Annotated in this window: 1 protein-coding gene and 1 pseudogene; both read right to left on the bottom strand. The window is 65.3% G+C overall.

The window, feature by feature from the left end; translation table 11 throughout:
• Positions 1-104 precede the first annotated feature (104 nt).
• Positions 105-1135, bottom strand: a pseudogene (locus tag ACFMPD_RS17470) (IS91 family transposase).
• 13 nt (positions 1136-1148) lie between these two features.
• A complete protein-coding gene (locus tag ACFMPD_RS17465; RefSeq protein WP_380997299.1) occupies positions 1149-2009 on the bottom strand; it encodes a tyrosine-type recombinase/integrase in 861 nt (286 codons plus the stop codon).
• Between the last annotated feature and the right edge of the window lie 147 nt (positions 2010-2156).

Genomic DNA, 2156 nt, shown 5'->3' with positions numbered 1-2156 from the left:
CGGAACGTCCCGACGAGGCGCATCACCCCTCGGCATTCAGGGCAAGGTTCGCGGAGGGTGAGCGGGAGGATCTCGGCGCCGGGGGCGTCATCCTGCAGAGCTGCCTAGACGCCGAGCAACGCGCGGATCGTCGCGAGGTTGGATTTGCGTGCGGCGCTGGTCAGCAGGCCGTGGTGCCGGATGCGGTGGAAACCATCCGGACGCACATGGATCAGGACCCGGCGGATGAACCCGTGTGTGTCGAGCCGCATGGTTTTCATGCGGCCGCCGCGCTTGATCCGATGGTTTTTCCAGCGGAAGGCCACGGTATCATCGTCGGCGCAGACCATGCGGTGGTTCGAGATCGCGACGCGCTGCGTGTGCCGGTTCAGACAGGCCAGCACCGCCTCGGGCCCGCCGAAGGGTGGTTTGGCGTCAACCCCCATTCGGATTTGCGCAACGGCGCCAGCCAGGCGGCGAAGGTGCCGGCCAATCCGGCGAGGTCGCCGAAGAAAGAAAGCTGACCGGCCTCATGCAGCGCGAGCAATCCCTCGATGAACAGACGTCGGAACAGTCTGGACAGGACTCGAACCGGTAGAAAGAACCCCGACCGGCAGGCGATCCACCTGGTGCCGTCGGGCGACAAGCCGCCGCCCGGCACGCTCATGTGGATGTGGGGATGGTGCGTCATCGCTGATCCCCAGGTGTGCAACACGCTGGTCGTGCCGATACGCGCCCCCAGCCGCTTGGGATCGGCGGCGATGGTAATCACCGTTTCCGCCGATGCCCGGAACAGCAGGCCGTAGAGCGCGCGCTTGTTCCAATACGCGATCCGCGCGATTTCAGCGGGGAGCGTGAAGACGACGTGGAAATACTCCACCGGCAGCAGATCATCTGCCCGCGCCGCCATCCAGTTGCGCGCGGCTGGTCCCTGACACTTCGGGCAATGCCGGTTTTTGCAACTTTTACATGCGATATGATGGTGATCGCATTCGGTGCAAGCCGCCACATGCCCGCCGAGCGCCTCGGTACGACAGGCCTCGATCGCTGACATCACCTTGAGCTGCGAGAGGCTCAAGTGCCCCGCGTTGGCCCGTCGATAAGCAGGACCATGCGCACGAAAGATATCTGCAGCCCCCAGCGCGTGCCGCAGCACGCCGACCGGTCCGTCAGGTCACATCCCGGATATGCCCGAACGGGCTGGCGACGTTGCGCAGCGTCTTGGTGGCAACGTGCGTATATCGTGCCGCCGCGGTCAGCTTGGCATGGCCGAGAAGCACCTGGATGACGCGCATATCGGTGTCGGCCTTGAGGAGATGCGTGGCGAAGCTGTGCCGGCGCGAAGGCAGGGTCGCAGGCTTCCTGATGCCAACCATTGCCCTGGCAGAGTTGAACGCCCGGTTCAACGCGCGGGGCGACATCGGTTCAACCCGGCTCTGGCCGGGAAACAGCCCCCCCTGTGGGCGAGCCTCGCGCCAGTAGCCCCGCGGCAATGCCAGCAAAGACGGCGACAGCATCACATCGCGATCCTTGCCGCCCTTGCCCCGCTCGACCTGGATCAGCATGCGGTTGCTGTCGATGTCCCGGACCTTGAGGTTGGTGACCTCCGAGGCCCGTAGCCCCGCGCCGCGGCCGATACTCAAGGCAGCCCGATACGTCATCCCGGGTCCGGGCGCCGCCGCCAGAACTGCAGATACCTCCTCGGCGCGCGGGACAATCGGCAATTTGCGCGGCTCGGGGCGGAACCGCATGTACGTCTTCATGTCCGCGCGGTCGCACGTCATGCCGAAGAAGAACCGCAGCGCCGGGATCCGGGCGTTGTAGACCGAAGGCGGGACCTCGCTATCGGTCATATGAAGCTGATAGGCGCGCAACGCGTCCAGAGTCGCCGTATCCGGCGACCGCCCCGGAAACCCGGTGAAATCCTTGAGCCCCCGGATATCGGCCTTCTGCGACGTCTCCGCCATCCCGCGAAGGCGCATGTCCTCGATCATCCGCGCACGCAGCGGGCGCATCGTCTCCTGTGTCATGGGAACCTCCTGTCTGACAATTGCGAAGGCTCAATCGTCAGTCAGGCCGGTCACATCGCAAAATCCGCAGAGCGCGTGACAGGGACCCTACGTCCGCCACACGCGCCAATGCCGCCAGAGCGACTTGGCCCATGAGCCCAGATTGAC

It is taken from the genome of Sedimentitalea sediminis, assembly GCF_042687825.1.
GTDB lineage: Bacteria > Pseudomonadota > Alphaproteobacteria > Rhodobacterales > Rhodobacteraceae > Sedimentitalea.
The sequence above is the reverse complement of the archived record's forward strand: the minus strand, read 5'-3'. Positions and strand labels throughout refer to the sequence as shown.

Excerpts from the sequence above, each read along its gene's own strand:
- ACFMPD_RS17465 (WP_380997299.1), bottom strand. The coding sequence starts at position 2,009 with ATGACACAGGAGACGATGCGCCCGCTGCGTGCGCGGATGATCGAGGAC.